We start from the raw sequence: 16,789 nt of genomic DNA, 5'->3' as shown, positions 1-16,789 counted from the left end.
CTGTGAAACTCATGCGTCGTGCGATCGTGACAGCCCTGACCGTCGGCAGCATCGGTGCTGCCGTGACCACGGCCGCTCCGGCCGCCCATGCGGCAGACACGGCATTCTCGGACGAGTTCAACGGTGCGGCCGGATCGGCTCCCAACAGCGCCCTGTGGAATTACGAAACCGGAGGCGGGGGCTGGGGTAACGACGAAAAGCAGACCTACACCTCGAGCCGAGAGAACTCACGCCTCGACGGAAGCGGAAATCTTCTCATCGAGGCCAAGAACTCCGGTAGCGGGTGGACGTCGGCCCGGCTGAACACCAAGGACAAGCGCGAATTCACCTACGGCACCATCTCCGCGCGGCTCTCACTTCCCACCGGCGCCGGCCTGCACAGCGGGTTCTGGCTACTCGGAGCCGACATCTGGGAAGTCGGGTTCCCGGAGTCCGGCGAGATCGATATCGCCGAACACATCAACAGCTACAACTTCGTGCACATCGGCGTTCACGGCCCGACCGGTTCCGACGGCTTCGGTTCGGCCGACGCCGGGTCGTTGCGCGACATCCTGCCCGACGCCATCCCGCTTCCCGACGGCGCCAACGGCAAGTACCAGCGCGGCTCCGACATCACGGGCATCGACCCCACCGACTTCCACACCTACGGCGTCCGCAAGACGGCCACCTCGATCACGTTCCTCTTCGACGGGCAGTCGGTGTACACCGTCAATCGAGCCGACCTCACCGCCGGCCAGCGGTGGGTCTTCGACAAGCCGATGTACCCGATCCTGAACCTGGCCATCGGTGGTGTCTGGCCTGGTCCGACGAACTCTGCCACGCCCAACCCGGCGACGATGAAGGTCGACTGGCTGCGCTACACCCCCTGACCGACCCGGCCGTAGGGTTGACCGGTGCCCGGCTCTGACTCGCCAACACCAGCTGAACCGTTCAGACCACAGCCTCCCCCTCGCCTGCACGTCAGGCGCGCACTGTTCGCGATCCCCGACGTTCGCGGGCGCTGGCCCGCGGCCATCCGAGCGGGTCTCGCGTTTGCGGTGCCCGCGTGCGTCCTGCTCGCCGTCGGATTCGAGCGCGACTCGCTACTCGCGGCGCTCGGCGCCTTCGCCGTGCTCTACGGCGAGAAGCGCCCATACCGAGTGCGGTGGCGGGCGATCGTGCTCGCGGCCGCCGTACTGATCGCCGCGGCCACACTGTTCGGGCTTCTCGGCCACTTCGCCGGTCCGCACCCGAACACAGCGATCGCGCTGACGGTGGTCGTCGCTCTCGTGGCGTGGGCGTCGGCGACGGTGTTCACCGTCAACGCCATGCGACTCGGTCCGCCCGGTCCGTTCTTCTTCGTGCTCACGGCCTGCATCTCGTCCGTGGTGACCGGACACGGCGTCGACGTTTCCGCGCTGGTCATCGCGACGTGCGCAGGCGGATTGAGTTCACTGATCGTCGGAATGGCACCGGCACTGTGGCGTCCGGAAGGGCCACAGACTGCGGCGACGCTCGCCGCGATCGAGACGATCGACGCCTACCTCGCCGACAACCAGTCCACCGATCCCGCACATCGGCACGGTGTGGCGATGTCGACGCTCAACGCGTGGACGGTCCTGCACGACGCCGCTGCCACCGACACTCCACTCGCCCAACGGCTCTGGACGTCGTTGCATCAGTTCCACGTGGCACCGCCGGGTCCGCTGTCGCCGCCGCTGCGTCGACCATCGGTGCGACACCGCCTGTCCACGGCACTTCGCCGCTATAGCCATGCACGCGTCACCACTGCGCGAGTCGCACTCACCGCGCTGGTCGCGGGCGTGGCGTCGCTCGCGATCGGTCTCTCGCGACCGGACTGGGCAATCCTCGGCACCGTCCTGGTGCTGCAGTTGGGGCCCGACCGCATCCGGGGCGTCATCCGCGCAACACACCGACTCGCGGGAACCATCGTCGGCCTGGTGATCTTCGTCGGACTCCACCACCTCGGCCTCACCACACTGTGGCTCATCGTGGTGATCGCCGTGCTCAACGTGCTGATCGAGCTGACGATCGTCGGCAACTACGGCGTCGCGGTCTCGTTCATCACTCCTCTCGCCATGCTCATGGGCAACCCTGAATCCGACATCACCATCCCCGTGCGAGACCGCTTCCTCGAAACGCTGCTCGGCGTCGGGTTGGCTGTCGCAGCACTGTTGTGGCTGCTTCCGCATGCGCACCGACGCACGTGGGCACGCGCCGACACCGACGTCCTCGACAACGTCGACCATCTCCTCGACGACGCCGCGCTCTCACCGATCGGTTCACCGCGCATGCTCGCGGCCCGGCGTGACCTGCAGTGGTCGCTGCTCGAGGCCGAGATGAGTGCAACCGACAGCGCCAGCGACGAACCGGACTGGGCAACACCGCGGTGGCCGCGCCACATCGCGCTGTGTCGGGTGGGATACGAAGCACTCGACTGGTGCTACCGCACCGATCCGTCGACTCCGATCGCTCCCGGAATCCGGAGCACCCTGCGCATGCATCGCACCCTCGTTCACACACCCGAGGACCCCTGACATGCGAGTTCGGACAATGCGGACCTAGAGTCCGAACGACTGACCTCATTTGATCGACGACCAGCCCGGGGAGTACATTTACTCGCATGCAGCGTGCACTCCTTCTCGGTTGCCGCGGCGGGGTCTGACACGACCGGCCCTCCGTCGCGGGGCCTCATCACGCGCCGGTCACTCCCCAATCTGAGACCTACTTCGGAGATTGACCATCATGGCACCAGCAGACACTTTCACCTCGGGCCCGAGCCGCATCGTCGAGCCGTCCGGCCCCATCCCAGCAGGACAGCCCTCCTGGAACCCGCAACGCAGTTCCGCGATGCCCGTTCACCGCTACCGGCAATTCGCCGACGAGGTCGAGCAGATCTCGATCCCCGATCGCACCTGGCCAGACAAGGTGATCACCGCGGCACCGATGTGGTGCGCCGTGGATCTGCGCGACGGCAACCAGGCCCTGATCGACCCGATGAGTCCCGCTCGCAAGCGCCGCATGTTCGAGCTGCTGGTGCGCATGGGCTACAAGGAGATCGAGGTCGGTTTCCCGTCGGCGAGCCAGACCGACTACGACTTCGTTCGCGAAATCATCGAAGACGGGGCCATCCCCGACGACGTGACCATCCAGGTGCTGACGCAGTGCCGCGACGAGCTGATCGAGCGCACCTTCGAAGCGTGCCGCGGAGCGTCGAATGTGATCGTGCACTTTTACAATTCGACGTCGGTGCTGCAGCGTCGGGTCGTGTTCCGTGCCGACAAGTCGAAGATCACCGAGATCGCGACGCACGCCGCGCACAAGGTTCTCGAGGAGCAGCAGAAGTACCCGGACACCAACTGGCGCTACGAGTATTCGCCCGAGTCCTACACCGGCACGGAGCTGAGCTACGCCAAGGAAGTATGCGACGCGGTGAGCGAAATCATCGCTCCCACATCCGATAAGCCGCTCATCATCAACCTGCCTGCCACCGTCGAGATGGCAACACCGAACGTCTACGCCGATTCCATCGAGTGGATGAGCCGTAATCTCGCCCGCCGCGACTCGATCATCCTGAGCCTGCACCCGCACAACGATCGCGGAACCGCTGTCGCCGCAGCGGAACTCGGCTATCAGGCGGGCGCCGACCGCATCGAGGGCTGCCTGTTCGGCAACGGTGAGCGCACCGGCAATGTCTGCCTGGTGACACTGGGCATGAACATGTTCAGCCGCGGCGTCGACCCGCAGATCTCGTTCTCCGACATCGACGAGATCCGACGCACCGTCGAATACTGCAACCAGCTCGGTGTACCCGAACGCCACCCCTACGGCGGCGACCTGGTCTACACCGCATTCTCCGGCAGCCACCAGGACGCGATCAACAAGGGTCTCGACCAGATGAAGGTCGACGCCGACACCGCCGATTCCGACGTCGACGACATCCTGTGGCAGGTGCCCTATCTGCCGATCGACCCCAAGGATGTCGGCCGCAATTACGAAGCCGTCATCCGCGTCAACAGCCAGTCCGGCAAGGGCGGCGTCGCCTACATCATGAAGGCCGACCACGGCATGGACCTGCCGCGACGCCTGCAAATCGAGTTCAGCCGCGAGATCCAGAAGATCACCGACGGCGAGGGCGGCGAGGTCTCTCCCAAGGAGATGTGGGACGTCTTCGCCGACGAATACCTGCATCCGATCCGCCCGCTCGAGCGGATGCGCCAGAAGGTCGACGCCTCCGAGATCGACGGCGGCGACGACCACATCACCGCTGTGGTCAAGGTCGACGGCGCCGAGAAGGAGATCTCGGGCAGCGGCAACGGACCCCTCGCGGCATTCGTCGACGCGCTGTCGACCGTCGGATTCGACGTCCGCGTACTGGATTACGCCGAGCACGCACTCACCGCGGGCGGCGACGCCAGCGCGGCCGCCTACGTCGAGACCGAGGTCAACGGTGAAACCGTGTGGGGCGTCGGCGTTGCGTCGTCGATCACGACGGCGAGCCTGCGTGCCGTGGTGTCCGCAGTCAATCGCGCCTACCGCGTGACCGCTTCGGCTCCAGTGGAGACCGATGCCGCCCCACGTACCTGGGCGCCGTAAACCTTTCTCTCACCGATGAACTCACGGTGACGCGGGTACCCCCCGCCGTCGCTGTGTCAGGCAATGGGCCGAAACTCTCGTCAAGCGGGCGATCCCCGCGCGCGAGGTTTCGGCCCATTCCGTCTGCGCGACACTCGTAACCGACGTGAGCCCGTGTCCGAAGTCGACCCTGTGGTTCGGTTCCACCCTCTGTAGTTCGGCTTCACCCCGTAGTTCGGCTTCACCCTGTAGTCCGGTTCCACCCTGTAGACCCGTGTCACCCTGTAGTTTGTGAGACGGCAGCTGTGGAGAGCGTCGCGAAGGTGGTCGGTGTGATGACAGTTCGACGCCGAACCAAAAACCCTGCCCCATGACCGGCCTCGACACGCTCGGAAGGCGTGCACGCGCCGGCCTGACACAGACCATCGGCGTGCTGTTCGGTGCCGGGGCAGCAATCGGCCTGACGCACATCGGAGCCGCTCCACAGATCTCAACGTCATCGGTCGCGACCGTTCTCATCGGCCTCGGCGGCGCGGTGTTCGGCACACTTGCAGTGATCTTTTCGTTGCTGTTCCTCGTAGTCCAATGGGTGGCAACCACTTTCACACCCCGACTGACGCTCTTCCGGGACGCTCCCATCGTCTGGCGTACAGCCGCCGTGGCAATGAGCGTCATCGTTTTCTGCATCACCGCGATCCTCGCGTCGGGCAGCCGGGACACGATCTCGGCGAGTGTTCCGCTCGTGGCGGTCGTGGGTACCTTGGCCGTGCTTGTGCTGTTGCGCGTGGTACTGGCCAATGCCCTTGCCGCAACCCAGATCTCGCCGGTATTGACGACGATCTGCGAACACGGTCAGCAATCGATTGTCGCGACGTACCCCACGAGCGACGACCTCGACCCGCAGCAACCCGTCGACTCCACTGCCGAACCGCACAGCATCCCGTGGTCTCGCAATCCGTTGGTACTGCAGCGATTACACGTCGAGAGGCTGGTTCACCTCGCCGAATCCGCTGACGCCGTGATCGTCATGGAGCAGACGGTCGGGTCAACACTGCGCGCAGGCGCTACGCTCGCCCACGTGTACGGTCCTGCCGCACAAAGGAACGGCAACGGCGACAGCGACAGCGACACCGGAGAGATCGATACCGGAGCCTTCTTCGCTGCGCTCGACACCGGGCCGGAACGCACATTCGACGGCGATTCGCTCCTGGCATTCCGCCTCATCGCCGATATCGCACTCCGTGCCATGTCGCCTGCGATCAACGATCCCGCGACCGCGGCGCAGGCGGTCGACCAGATCGAATTCCTGTTGGTATCCGCGACGTCTATCGACGAGAGCGCGCGGCGCTGGCGCGATGCCGGTGGTCATCTCAGGCTCGTGGTCCCCCGACCGTCGTGGACGGACATGCTCGTCGTCGGATTCGACGATGTCATCGCAGCCTCGCTCGAATCCCCATTGATGCTCGCCCGACTCGACGCGGCACTCACTCGCGTATCGACCGTCGCGGCAACCGTCGAACAACGTACGCAACTCGCGCGACGACGCACGTGGGTCGCACAGGCGCGGGCCGACCGATTCCCCACCCTCGATCAGTGAACCTCTGCGTTTCGTGGTGTGAACCGACTTCGGATGCGCGACAGTTGAAGTCATGAGTGAGGCGACCACCGGAACCGGACAGCAGGACTCGACGCGAGTACCCGTCGGGAAACTACTCGCACTCACACCTGTCGCCCTACTCGTGGGTGTCGTATGTGCCCTGCTGCTGTGGGGAATCTCGGCCGTCGCCAGCACTCTCGAACACTTCCTCTGGCACACCGTGACGTCGTGGCTGGGCATCACCGACAGCACCTGGTGGTGGATTCTGCTCGTGCTGACCATCGCGGGCGTTCTGGTGGGACTGGTGATCCGATTCGCTCCCGGCCACGCCGGAGATGATCCCGCGACGCAGGAGTTGGTGTCCACACCGATCGCCGTCGGTGCAACCCCCGGCCTCGCGATCGCGGCGATCCTGGCGCTGGCAGGCGGCGTCAGCCTCGGTCCGGAGAGCCCGATCATGGTCATCAATGCGGCGATCGTGGTGGCCGTCGGTGTGCGCCTGATTCCGAGGATCGACCAGACCCAGTGGATGGGCCTCTCAACTGCTGCGACACTCGGCGCACTGTTCGGAACCCCGGTCGCCGCGGCCCTCATGCTGTCGGAGGCCAATCCCGGCGATCAGCGAATTCCCCTGTGGAATCGCCTGTATTTGCCCCTGGTCGCGGCGGCTACCGGATCGTTCGTCATCCTGCGCTTCACCGACCTCACGATGTCGATCGACCTACCGGAGGAAAAGGTTGGCAGCATCATCGACACCTTGATCGCCGTCGGGGTAGCCGTGGTCATCGCCGCATGCGGTGTTGTCGCGGCCTTCGTGTTCGATCCGCTGCACCGCGTGCTGCATCGCTCGCTACGAGACCCCATCATCCGGTTGACATTGGTGGGAGCGATCCTCGGCGGCCTCGGCATCCTTGGCGGAACGATCACGCTGTTCAAGGGCCTCGATCAGATGAAGGAACTGCCCGACCGGATCGGGACCACGACCGCCCTCGGGTTCTTCGCGTTCGCAGGCATCAAGATGTGTGCCATGCTGTTGGCCAGCGCGGGCGGCTTCCGTGGTGGTCGCATCTTTCCGTCTGTCTTCGCCGGTGCCGCAGCGGGATTCGGCATGCACGTGCTGTGGCCGTCGCTTCCGTTGACGATCACGGTGGCCGCGAGCATCGTCGGGATCGTCGTCGCGGCAACACGGAACGGCTGGATCAGCCTCTTCCTCGGACTCGCTGTTGTGCCGCAACTCGATCTGTTGATACCGCTCCTGTTCGCGACGCTGGCCGCGTGGCTTGTCGTGGCCAATGCCCCCGAATTGCGTGCGAAGCCGGTCGACGACCCGAGCCCCGACGCGGCAGGGAGCACCTGACGCGCACTGCGTACGGCCAGCCATAGTCCCCGCAGCCATTGTCCTCAGCTGCGTTTTACAGAAGGCGCCACTCGCGGGCACGGTCGACGGCGGCGCGGCGTGTCGATACCCCCAACTTGCGGTAGATCGACTGCTGGTGTGTCTTCACGGTGTTCACCGACACGAAGAGGTCCGCGGCTATCTCCGCCGACTTGTACATCGTTGGCAGATAACGCAATACGGCGAGCTCCCGCTCGGTGAGCGGGTCCGATGGAGTCGCAGGTCGAATCGTTGCGGCCCCATCGGCAGCTGTCAGCCGTACGAGAAGTGCCCGATCGAGTTCTGAGGGTTCAGCGTTCAGATGTCGATAGCGCGCCAGCAGAACAGTGATCTCCTCGCTGTGAGCCACGAAGGGCCGCAGCGCTCCGATCGGAGCCGCCGCATCGATGGCCTGCCCCATCCGCTCCAGTGCGATCGAGTCCAACCTGAGCCGATCCGCCGCGATCGCTGACAACAGCGCGGCCTCGACGACGAGCGTGCGGTGGGCCGCATACCGAGCCGGCGTACCCAGAAGGTCGAACGCGGCGCGTGGTTCATGCTGCGCGAGGAGGACTTCCGCACGCGCGATGGTGACGAGTTCGGCACTGAATTCGCTCGATGAAGAAGAGGTCGATGCGGGCAGCCCGGTCAGGATCTTCTCAGCGGAATCGACGTCGTCGCAGAGTAATTCGACGCGGGCCAGCGAGACCGCAACCCAGTGGTCGAGCAGAGGGAGTCCAGTGCAACTCGCGCTCAGCGCACGGAGGCGGCTCGCCGCCGCTCGCGCGGTATGCAGTTCACGCCGCGCGAGCGCAACGCCGACGGCCGCGATCTGAAGGACCACTGTCGCAGGCAGATCAGACCCGTGGAGAACGAGGTCGAAGCCGGAGTCGATGCACTCGCTTGCGGCGTCGAGTTCGTCTGTCTCCAGGTGCACCAAAGCGGAGGCGGCGTTGGCCGCAAGCAACTGGGGTTGCTGTGTCCAACCGCGTCGAACACCCAGTCTCGCGAGCATGTCGCTTCGACGTCCCGCTTCCGGGAGGTCACCCGCGATGACATCCAGTAGAGCCAGGTAGGCATGCGCCGCAGCCGAGGTGAGTGCCACCCCGGCACGATCAGCCTCGACCCGCACATCTTCCAAATGCACACGAGCACGGTCGAATTCGCCGCGAAGAACGAGGCTGATGGCTACGTTGGTCCGGCCGATGACCGCGTACGCACCTACCGCGGGCAGCTCGTTGCGCGATGCCCCGGTCGCGACGGTCAGCACTTCGTTCGCACTCTCGTACAGTTCCACGGGTGTGAAGACCCGAGCTGCGACCATCCGCGCCAGCGCGACGATGACCTGGGCCCATCGAGGTGGTTCGACGCCGCTCGCCAACAGCGCGGTCTCGGCATCCAAGGCGTTCTGGCGCATGGTTACGAAGTCCCGAGAATGATGCGCCACAACACTTGCCGCGAGAAGCACCTCCGGTCGCGGATCGCGTTCGACGACGTCGAGCGCAGGAGCCAACGCCGCCGCCAGCTCACCCCCGTGGATCGTCAGGATCAGTGGGAGTGCCGATTTTCCCACCACCTTCGCCACCGCGAGCCAGTCGCCCGCCGCGACCAGATGCCTGATCCCGGGGATGAGCTCACCGCTGTCCAGGTACCACTGTGCCGTCCGCCGATGGAGCGTCGAAATCTCCTGTGGGCGTTCAATAGTGAGTCGGTCGCGGAGAAACTCGCGTAGAAGGGGGTGATAGCGGAACCATCCGGCTCGGCCGGTCAATCGCACCGTCAACACGTTTCGCGCAACCAATTGTTCGAGAATCGCGCGGCTGTCAGCACGTCCGGTCAAGGCCTGCGCGAGATCCGCACAGACAACGGGCGTCACACTTGTGGCGAGCAGGAACTCACGATCGGAGCTGGCCACCCTCGCAAGTACCTCTTCGAGTAGATACGACGCCACCAGCTTGCCACCGCCGCCGAAGCCCGTCAGTGCCGCATGCACATCACCTCCGTATTCGACTGTGGCACTGAGCAAGGCCAACCGGATTCCGGCGGGCCAGCCTTGCGTCCGGTTCATCAGACGCTCCCGGCTCTCCGGGTCCAGCCCGAATCCGATGCGTGCACACAGATCTTCAGCTTCGCCTGGCGTGAACGCCAGTACGGCGGCATCGATCTCGCGAAGCCTTCCCATCACCTGCAGACGGCGCATCGGGATTCGCGGTTCCACGCGTGAGATGAGAACCAGATGCACTGTCAGAACGCCACACTCGATCACTCGGTGGATCGACTTCAGAAGGTCCACCGACGTGAGGCGATGGAAGTCGTCGATCACCAGCGTCACAGTCTCTGGTAGAGACGACAGGGCATCAACCAGACCCGCCACGTCAGAATCCCCGAATGCGGGTCCGGGCATGAACTCGGCGATCCGCGCTTCGTCGGCCACGACCGGAAGCATTCGAAGTGCCACGATCACGTCATGCCAAAACGCCGCAACGCCTACGCCTTCGCCCGCGGCGAGCCATGCGGTCCGATCGAGCCGATGTACGCTTTGCGCCCAAGCCGCGACAGCAAGAGTCTTCCCGTACCCGGCCCCGGCACACACCAAGGTCACGTCGCCGCCCCGTGCAGCGTCGAGCATCTCGTCGATGCGAGAACGCACCACAAACCCGGGAGGTAATGACGGTGGCGCGAAACGCAGACTCAGAATCGGCGGAGCTGCCGCGATTGTGTCTACTTCGAGTGCGTCGGGTTCACCCTCGCCGTCCTGACCGCTTCGTGGGGAGGGTACCGCGCCTTTCATGCACTGAATGGTACGACGACCAGCGCGAATGCGACGGGCGAATATTCCTCGCGAGGTCGCGCACGAGGTGCTGACCCCCTACGACGTGCGGTTCATTTCGCTCTGGGACTGTCAGTCGAATCGACTACGGTTGCAGCCGCGTCATCGCCGACGGTCTCGGTCACGACGGTCTCGGTGACAACGATCTCGGAGCTTTCAGGACTGGCACTCTCGACGACAAGATCCTTGGCAACAACGCTCCCGGCGGCCACTCCGCGGCGCGCGGGAGCGATGGCGAATTCGAAAGCCGCCAGGATGAGGCACGCGACGACCACCACCCAGAAGACGACCATGCCTGTCGGGTAGTGCCAGAACATAAGGACGAACGCAGCGATTATCGGGACCCCGAGACGCACGACGTACCGCAGCCGCCACAGTTGGACCTCCACCATCGACGCCGAGCGTTGCTTTCGACGACGATCGACCGATTCGAATCCCCCGGCGATGACACGTCGAGTGGCGGCCGCGGCACGAGTTCCGCCTGCGAAGAAGCCCACAAGTGCCAAGACGAGTCCGAGCACCGCCACCGCACGAAGGGCAGTGCGCAGCGGACTGATCACGGTGTCGAAGATCGCCTGGGCGGCGGCGGGAGACAAGACGTCTGCAGGCACGTTGTTCAGGTAGATCGTGCGACCGACGATGATGCCGATTGCCAACACCAGCATCGCGCCGACGACCGCGATCCCGATTGCTGTCAGGGTTCGGATACGGCGACCGACTCCCGCGAGTCCGATCGCAGCGAGAGCGACAAGAATCGCAAGCCACGGCAGCACGGTGGCGACCTTGTCGAGCGACCTCACGAGGTTCTGCGCCCGAGCGAGTTCCTTGGACTGCCAGACGACGAACTGCTTGTTCACCACGGGGATCTTGTCGGCGAAGGCGAACCCCTGCGCACTCAGCCGCTGCTTCACCTGGGTGATGATCGGCCCGAGCTCGATGCTGATCGATCCGTTGGTCGTGTCGACATTCACCGCGCCATGCTGCGTATCACCGGTCACCGCCGCAACAACAGCATCGTGCGCTTCGCGATTGGCCGTCGTCCACAGCGCAGCGAACTGATCAGAGCCGACGAACTGCGCCACCGTGTTGTGGATGAAGCTCTCCGCCTGTGCGCTGATCACCGGAGCGAGTCCGGTGATCGCCTGATCCACCCGGGGACGATCGGCCGGTGTGAGTTGAGTCAGTTCGTTGAGCGCATTCGACGTCACCTCTTCGATGTTCGCCTGCTGATTGATCTCGTTCGTGATCGAGTTGGTGACCTGTTGCTGCACAGCGGGATTCGATGCCAGTGGTGCGACGGTCGATACGTAATGATCGGTGTCGAGGATCTGACTCCTGACGTACCGCGTGGTGACCGACAGCAGCGTGAGTACCGCACACAGTATGACCAGCGCGACGACGCCGATCATTCGCCAGTTGATCCGCCGACGCTTGGACTCCTTGCCGACATCCGACGGTTGCCCCGACTTGATCTCGGCGATCTCGACGCGCAGACGTTCGAGTTCGGCTCGTTCGTCTGCGTCGAGACCGCGTCCCGATTCGCCTTCCGCGCTCACGACCGTCTCGGGCATGCGCGTCACCGCTCGTCGGCGACAGCCGCAACCGCGCCTGCCCGAATCGCGTCGACGAACACGCGATGATCCTCGTCATTCCTTTTCGCATAGCGCGATGCGAAACGCCTTACAGCCCTATCGAATTCGTCGTCGTCGCCGAGATAGTTCGCTATGGCAACCGCATCGCCCGACCGACCGTGACCGTAGGCGAGGACTCGACCGCACGCTCGCCCGTAGACCTCGAGACCCCGTGGGTCCAGACCCTCCACGACGATGGAGCCCTTTGCATCCCGAAGCTGCCTGAGGTAGAGATCACGCCGAACACCATCAGCTCCTGGACCTCCGGACCACCCCAGGAACACGTCGCTGACAGCTTGCGTAAGGCGCTGTCCCTCCACCACCCGCCTGCCCTCGTTGTCATATTTCGGACCGTCGAGATACCGTGCGAGAACTGATTTTTCGGCTTGCTTGGCCTGGAGCAGCAGCACATCGGATTCGTCTCGTCCGACCATCAGCAAGACCCACGCCTGAGTTCCCACGCTGCCAACCCCGACCACCTTGCGCGCCATGCGGACAAATGTGAATCTGTCGAACAGCACGCGGTAGTGGGGAGCGAGCGTCGCGCGAAGAGCGTCGACACGATCGGCAAGCTGACCGTACAGACGCGCTGTGACCTCCGCGTCCCACAGTTCTTCGATGGGCACGATGAGCGGAGGTTGGCTGACGAACTGCAATTCACCGTCGACGGTGGTGGTCAGCTTCTTGAGCGCAGACAGGCCGTCACGCGTCCACGCCTTGTCGATCTGCTTTCGCACGTTCTTCGCGGTCGATGAATCGATGAGATCGCGGATGTTCACCAGTTTTCGAGAGGGCTCGGCGCGTCGATACCAGCCGTCCAACGTGTCGAGTCCCGCGAGCGACGCGATGGACTCCCTGTACTCACGGGCACATGCACCGGCGATCCGCTTGGCGGTCTTGTTGTCGAATCCGTTGCCGCGTGCCGCAACCACGAGACTCGCGGCCAAGAGCTTCACGTCCCATTCGAACGGCCCAGGGTAGGTTTCGTCGAAGTCGTTGACGTCGAACGCCAGTTTGCGCTCAGGCGTGGCGAACAACCCGAAATTGGACAGATGCGCGTCGCCACACAGTTGCACGGTCAGGCCTGAGTTCTCGGTTCGAGCCAGGTCATCGGCCATGACGAGCGCTGCCCCGCGGTAGAAGGTGAAGGGAGAAACAGCCATTCGCCCGTATCTGACCGGAACGAGTTCCGGAACCCGGGTGCGCGCCTGATCTTGGAGTAGACCGATCGGGTCACGGCCCGATTCGTCGCCGAGGTCGCCGATGCCGCTGAGCGGCAACCGCTCCCGAGCCTGCAGCCCCAGATAGACACTCTCGGCACGGGTCCTGCGGCCAGGGCCGTCATAGCACGTCGCCGCGTCCGCGGGATCGACCACGCTCGTCATCGCCGTCACCTTCCTTGCGCCGCGTCAGATCTCGTCGGTCTCAGGACTCCACGCCGCCAACGCCCAGATTCCGACGATCGAGAGTGCGATCAGAGTGATCGACCACCACGGGTAGTACGGAATCCAGAGGAAGTTGGCTATCACGGAGAGTGACAAGAGCACGATCGCGAGCACCCGTGCAAATGTCTTTCCGAAAAACACCGCAATACCCGTCGCAGCGACGATGAGGCCGATGATCAGGTGGATCCAACCCCACGTCGTCAGGTTGAACTTATAGATGTAGTTGGTTCCTACGACGAAGACATTGTCAGCCGCGATGGCCGAGACACCCTGGAGGAACTCCAGTATCCCGACGACGAGCAGCACGCAGCCACTGACAATGGATAGCCCGCCTGCCCAACGCTGCTTCGTGGAAGGTGATGAGGTGGTCATGAAATTCCTACTCGTTGTTATCGATGTGGCTGTTAACGATGTGGTTGGAAATGAACACTGACGGATCGGCCGATTCTCAGAGACCGAGGATACGTCGCTTCTCCGATTCGAATTCCGTTTCGGTGAGAACACCTGAACTTCGAAGCTCACCGAGTTTCGTCAATGCAGCGATTCGGTCATCCGGCGCTGTTGTCTGTTCGGTGGGAACCGGCGGTTGCGGGTTCTGGACGGGCGCGGCCGCGTAGGCCTGGGGTGCTGCCTCGGCCGACCGTCTGGCCCACCGCTCGCCTTGACGACGCGACACCCTGTTGGACACCGCGGTTGCAGTCCCTGCAACCGCGGCCGTTCGGGCGACCCCGCGTAATAGTCCTGGCATGGCTGGTACCTGCACTTTCTCACTCGAGTGGTTCTCAGTTGAATCGATCGGGCATAACGCTTCAAGCAGAGCCCTGCGGTCAGCCCGACGTCGGTCAGTCGGTTGTGCCGAGGGCCTCGAGAATGGCATTGACGGGAATCCGCCCGGACGCGACCAGTTGAGCGCCGGCTCGCCGCAGGTCAGTGGCGAACGGAGCAGCCCACACGTTCTCGTAGACGACGAGAACGCCGAGGCAGCCGTCCGCCAGCACCGACGCCGCGTCGGCGAGGTCCTGATCGTCGAGCAGTCCGCTCGACGCCTCTGCGAGGACATTGGCGTCCAGATCAGCACCGACGTCGAGATCCGAGACCGCAAGCGCAGCAACACTATCGCCGTCTCGTCGGATCACTGCGAGATCCAGCACGCTGATCACATTTCGATCGACAAGATCGAGCAGGTGTATCAGCGCCGAGCCGTCTGGATTGTGATCGGCGGGAAATTCGACGAGAAGGTAATCGATAGGCCCCGTTTCCACATCGACGGGCACATCGGCAGAGGTTTCGGTCATATTCCCGATGCTGGCATCAATAGGATGCGACTACATCACCCGTATCGGGTGAGACATACGCTGATGATGAGCGCTCATACGATTCGAATGACTGAAATCACGGGTCGATCGTCGAGTCTTAGACCATGACGACATCGAAACCCCTTACCGGTGATACCGCGAGCTTGGCAGCGGAGGCCTACGTCTATATGTATCCCCTCGTCATCATGGAGGTCAGCCGTCGACAACAAACAGCACGGGGATCCTCGGGCAAACCGGGCTTCGGAGCCTCGAACGCCTTCCACCACATGCGGGCGTTTCCGACTGCGGATTTCCGCGCTATCGTCCGTCCGAATTTCGACACGCTGTACTCGTCCGCCTGGCTCGACCTGACCGGTGGAGCAGTCCTGATCGAACTTCCCGACAGCGACGGTCGCTACTACATGCTGCCACTACTGGACATGTGGACCGACGTGTTCGCGGTTCCGGGATCCCGTACGACGGGAAACACAGGCACGCGAATCATGGTGATACCACCGGGATTTGACGGCGATGTCCCCGACGATGCCCTCATCATCGAGGCCCCGACACCGTACGTGTGGGCCATCGGTCGGTCGCAGACCAACGGCCCGAGCGACTACGACGCCGTCGGCAAGTTCCAGGACGGCTTCACCATCACTCCGTTGGGCGGCCCGACCCGACCAGAGTCGAGCACTCCCATCGACCTGGACACCGAACCACTGCGCATCGTCGCGGAACTGTCTGCTCCTGAGTTCTTCACACTCGCAGCAGAGGTTCTGACAACTACGCCACCGCACCTCACGGATCAGTCCGTGCTGGCGCGTATCGCTGCAATCGGGATCGTCCCCGGACTGGAGTTCGACACATCGGGATTCGACGAGGCCGGCCTCACGGCACTCGAGTCGGGCATCGCGTCGGCGAGGAAGAAGCTGCCTGACATCTCCGGCCTCGGTGATCGCGTGAACGGCTGGCAGATCATGTCGCGATCGGTCGGCGTCTACGGCAACGACTATTTTCAACGAGCACAGCTCGCGCTGATCGGGTTGGGTGCCAACCCTCCCGAGGATGCGATCTATCCAGTCGTCGTGGCCGACGCCGACGGTCAGCCACTCGACGGGCACAACGATTACACAATCACGTTTCCCGCTGATGGCCTTCCACCCGTGAATGCCTTCTGGTCGGTCACGATGTACGACGCCGAGGGCTATCAGGTCGCCAATGAACTCGACCGGTTCGCGTTGGGCGATCGCGACGAACTGCGGTTCAACGACGACGGTTCGCTCGTCTTGTATCTGCAGCACGAGAATCCGGGTGGCGAGAAGACCGACAACTGGCTTCCCGCGCCACAGGCCGCGCTCGGCGTCACGATGCGCCTGTACGCTCCGCGCGCCGAGGTACTCGACGGGACATGGGCGCCGCCCGCTGTGCAGCGCGTGAAGCGCGCATCTCCAGACAGCGATGCCTGATCGGACGCCGCATCTCGACCACATCGATAGCGTCGAATCACTGTCTGCCGACCAAAACTGCGTCACCCGTACCAATTGTGAGGCCGACTACGATTTGCCTGGTCACAGCGACAACGCGCGCAACCGCGCGGACCATTGAGGCATGCAGATGCTAGTTCTCCTGGTCTCGGTGCTCGTCGCGTTGCCGCTCGTCGTCGCGGGGATCGGGGTTGTCATGGGTAAGGTCGCGGGCGCCGATCTCTGACCCTTGCCGGCGCGGCGGATCGTCGAACGCGAGTAGCGTGACGCGGGTGGAACGCATCGTCGTCGTTGGCGCGGACGCCGCCGGTATGAGTGCCGCTCATCAGGCACTTCGGACAGCAGAGGTCACCGCTCGCAGCGTCGAGGTGATCGCGCTCGAGCAGACGTCGGATACGTCGTACTCGGCATGCGGCATTCCGTACCTCGTCGCAGGCCTCGTCGACTCCGAGACCGATCTCGTTGCGCGCAGCGCCGCGCAACACCGGGAACTCGGCGTCGACCTCCGCATGGGAACGACGGTCACCGGAATCGACCGTGATCGGAAGGTCGTCTCG

13 protein-coding genes are annotated in these 16,789 nt (G+C 63.9%); 7 read left to right on the top strand and 6 right to left on the bottom strand.

Annotated features, from left to right (window positions below; genetic code table 11):
* Nucleotides 1–11 precede the first annotated feature (11 nt).
* From A5785_RS15095 to A5785_RS15075, 5 genes are all read left to right on the top strand, one after another.
* On the top strand, nucleotides 12–869 hold the full coding sequence (locus tag A5785_RS15095; RefSeq protein ID WP_049700634.1) for a glycoside hydrolase family 16 protein: 858 nt from the start codon (nucleotides 12–14) through the stop codon (nucleotides 867–869).
* Nucleotides 870–893: 24 nt separating this feature from the next.
* Nucleotides 894–2,537, top strand: coding sequence for an FUSC family protein (locus A5785_RS15090; protein WP_049700529.1), 1,644 nt, complete (start codon nucleotides 894–896; stop codon nucleotides 2,535–2,537).
* A gap of 208 nt (nucleotides 2,538–2,745) precedes the next feature.
* On the top strand, nucleotides 2,746–4,596 hold the full coding sequence (leuA, locus tag A5785_RS15085) for a 2-isopropylmalate synthase (RefSeq protein ID WP_049700528.1): 1,851 nt from the start codon (nucleotides 2,746–2,748) through the stop codon (nucleotides 4,594–4,596).
* Between the two features lie 349 nt (nucleotides 4,597–4,945).
* Complete coding sequence (locus A5785_RS15080; protein WP_049700527.1) at nucleotides 4,946–6,172, top strand: DUF2254 family protein; 1,227 nt, start codon at nucleotides 4,946–4,948, stop codon at nucleotides 6,170–6,172.
* Nucleotides 6,173–6,224: 52 nt separating this feature from the next.
* Nucleotides 6,225–7,529: an ion channel protein gene (locus tag A5785_RS15075; RefSeq protein WP_049700526.1), complete on the top strand. Its 1,305-nt coding sequence runs from the start codon at nucleotides 6,225–6,227 to the stop codon at nucleotides 7,527–7,529.
* Between the two features lie 55 nt (nucleotides 7,530–7,584).
* Here the strand turns inward: A5785_RS15075 and A5785_RS23910 are convergent, their stop codons facing one another.
* From A5785_RS23910 to A5785_RS15045, 6 genes are all read right to left on the bottom strand, one after another.
* Nucleotides 7,585–10,338, bottom strand: coding sequence for a LuxR C-terminal-related transcriptional regulator (locus tag A5785_RS23910; RefSeq protein ID WP_064868902.1), 2,754 nt, complete (start codon nucleotides 10,336–10,338; stop codon nucleotides 7,585–7,587).
* Nucleotides 10,339–10,430: 92 nt separating this feature from the next.
* Nucleotides 10,431–11,948: a hypothetical protein gene (locus A5785_RS15065; protein ID WP_049700633.1), complete on the bottom strand. Its 1,518-nt coding sequence runs from the start codon at nucleotides 11,946–11,948 to the stop codon at nucleotides 10,431–10,433.
* A gap of 5 nt (nucleotides 11,949–11,953) precedes the next feature.
* Nucleotides 11,954–13,393, bottom strand: coding sequence for a DUF2252 domain-containing protein (locus tag A5785_RS15060; RefSeq protein WP_082946586.1), 1,440 nt, complete (start codon nucleotides 13,391–13,393; stop codon nucleotides 11,954–11,956).
* Between the two features lie 24 nt (nucleotides 13,394–13,417).
* Complete coding sequence (locus A5785_RS15055) at nucleotides 13,418–13,825, bottom strand: DUF7144 family membrane protein (protein ID WP_049700524.1); 408 nt, start codon at nucleotides 13,823–13,825, stop codon at nucleotides 13,418–13,420.
* Between the two features lie 76 nt (nucleotides 13,826–13,901).
* Nucleotides 13,902–14,201, bottom strand: a complete 300-nt coding sequence (locus A5785_RS15050; protein WP_049700523.1) for an SHOCT domain-containing protein — start codon at nucleotides 14,199–14,201, stop codon at nucleotides 13,902–13,904.
* Nucleotides 14,202–14,295: 94 nt separating this feature from the next.
* Nucleotides 14,296–14,748: a DUF6325 family protein gene (locus A5785_RS15045; protein ID WP_049700522.1), complete on the bottom strand. Its 453-nt coding sequence runs from the start codon at nucleotides 14,746–14,748 to the stop codon at nucleotides 14,296–14,298.
* A 125-nt stretch (nucleotides 14,749–14,873) separates the two neighbouring features.
* Here A5785_RS15045 and A5785_RS15040 point away from each other — a divergent pair, with 125 nt between their 5' ends.
* On the top strand, nucleotides 14,874–16,214 hold the full coding sequence (locus A5785_RS15040; RefSeq protein WP_049700521.1) for a DUF1254 domain-containing protein: 1,341 nt from the start codon (nucleotides 14,874–14,876) through the stop codon (nucleotides 16,212–16,214).
* Between the two features lie 290 nt (nucleotides 16,215–16,504).
* Nucleotides 16,505–16,789: FAD-dependent oxidoreductase (locus A5785_RS15035; RefSeq protein WP_231895477.1), on the top strand; the 285-nt coding region annotated here is incomplete at its 3' end.

The organism is Gordonia sp. 852002-50395_SCH5434458, from assembly GCF_001665905.1.
Taxonomy (GTDB): Bacteria; Actinomycetota; Actinomycetes; order Mycobacteriales; family Mycobacteriaceae; genus Gordonia; species Gordonia jacobaea.
This window is presented reverse-complemented; position numbering and strand designations above follow the sequence as displayed.

Excerpts from the sequence above, each read along its gene's own strand:
- A5785_RS15095 (WP_049700634.1), top strand. The coding sequence starts at position 12 with ATGCGTCGTGCGATCGTGACAGCCCTGACCGTCGGCAGCATCGGTGCT.
- leuA (WP_049700528.1), top strand. The coding sequence starts at position 2,746 with ATGGCACCAGCAGACACTTTCACCTCGGGCCCGAGCCGCATCGTCGAG.
- A5785_RS15080 (WP_049700527.1), top strand. The coding sequence starts at position 4,946 with ATGACCGGCCTCGACACGCTCGGAAGGCGTGCACGCGCCGGCCTGACA.
- A5785_RS15075 (WP_049700526.1), top strand. The coding sequence starts at position 6,225 with ATGAGTGAGGCGACCACCGGAACCGGACAGCAGGACTCGACGCGAGTA.
- A5785_RS23910 (WP_064868902.1), bottom strand. The coding sequence starts at position 10,338 with ATGAAAGGCGCGGTACCCTCCCCACGAAGCGGTCAGGACGGCGAGGGT.
- A5785_RS15065 (WP_049700633.1), bottom strand. The coding sequence starts at position 11,948 with ATGCCCGAGACGGTCGTGAGCGCGGAAGGCGAATCGGGACGCGGTCTC.
- A5785_RS15060 (WP_082946586.1), bottom strand. The coding sequence starts at position 13,393 with ATGACGAGCGTGGTCGATCCCGCGGACGCGGCGACGTGCTATGACGGC.
- A5785_RS15055 (WP_049700524.1), bottom strand. The coding sequence starts at position 13,825 with ATGACCACCTCATCACCTTCCACGAAGCAGCGTTGGGCAGGCGGGCTA.
- A5785_RS15050 (WP_049700523.1), bottom strand. The coding sequence starts at position 14,201 with ATGCCAGGACTATTACGCGGGGTCGCCCGAACGGCCGCGGTTGCAGGG.
- A5785_RS15045 (WP_049700522.1), bottom strand. The coding sequence starts at position 14,748 with ATGACCGAAACCTCTGCCGATGTGCCCGTCGATGTGGAAACGGGGCCT.
- A5785_RS15040 (WP_049700521.1), top strand. The coding sequence starts at position 14,874 with ATGACGACATCGAAACCCCTTACCGGTGATACCGCGAGCTTGGCAGCG.